Raw genomic sequence first — 1,121 nt, 5'->3', positions numbered from 1 at the left:
AATTCATTGATGACGAGTCCCGGAGTTTTCGGAAAGTCTTTTGCTTCAACGGAAATCGCTGCATGGGCAAGAATCGTTGCAAGGGGCACTCTTCCTTCAAGCTTTGCACGCTCTTCACTCATAAGAACAAGCGCTGCCGCTCCGTCATTCACACCTGGCGCATTTCCGGCCGTGATGGTACCGTCTGTATTAAACACTGACTTAAGCATTGCTAGCTTTTCAAGCGTTGTGTCTGCCCGTGGTGCCTCATCTTGATCAACGAACGTAACAGAACCTTTTCGTCCTTTTATTTCTACTGCCACAATTTCTTCAGCCAGCTTACCTGACTGGATCGCCGCAACTGCAAGTTGATGACTTCGGAGAGCCCACTCATCTTGTTCCTCACGCGAAATATCAAACTCCGATGCTACCTCATTTCCGTACGTACCCATGTGAACACCTTGGAAGCTACAGGTTAAGCCATCATGAATCAACAAATCTTTTAAGCTTGTATCTCCCATTCGTAGTCCGAAACGTGCTTTCGGTAAAAAGTACGGCGCGTTGCTCATTGATTCCATGCCACCGGCAACAATTACCTCTTCATCACCAGCACGAATGATTTGATCGGCAAGTGTGACACTGCGAAGTCCAGATGCACATACTTTATTGATGGTTTCTGTTTTTACTTTCCACGGGATTCCTGCGTTTCGGGCTGCCTGACGTGAAGGAATTTGTCCTTGACCACCCTGTAAAACCGTTCCAAAAATAACTTCGTCAACATTTTCTCCTTCAATCCCAGCACGTAGTAATGCTTCCTTGATGGCTATTCCACCAAGCTCGGATGCAGTTAACGAACTAAGACTTCCCCCTAATTTTCCAAACGGAGTACGAACACCACTGACAATGACTGTTTTTCCCATGATTCAACCTCCTTGATTTTTGTCTAATGAATTAGCTAACTAGTAAAATTCATGTTTTGCTACTGGGTCCGGTCTTTCGAATCGGCCACAGTTCTCGTGTTTGCGTTACCTTTCTCCTTGCTGCTACCTCAAATTTGGTACGATTCTCGCTTTTGCGTTACCTTTTTACTTGCTGCTTCCTCGAATCGGGTACGATTCCATCGCTTGCGTTACCCTTTTACT

The 1,121-nt window shown here is 45.8% G+C and carries 1 protein-coding gene; it reads right to left on the bottom strand.

What is annotated here, in order from left to right; all coding sequences use genetic code 11:
- A partial coding sequence (locus V7147_RS00400; protein ID WP_335365885.1) for an acetyl-CoA C-acyltransferase occupies positions 1–899 on the bottom strand: 899 nt, incomplete at its 3' end.
- Positions 900–1,121: the final 222 nt, after the last annotated feature.

The sequence above is a fragment of the Bacillus sp. JJ1521 genome, assembly GCF_036965165.1.
In the GTDB taxonomy this organism is placed as follows: domain Bacteria; phylum Bacillota; class Bacilli; order Bacillales; family Bacillaceae_L; genus Ferdinandcohnia.
The sequence above is the reverse complement of the archived record's forward strand: the minus strand, read 5'-3'. Positions and strand labels throughout refer to the sequence as shown.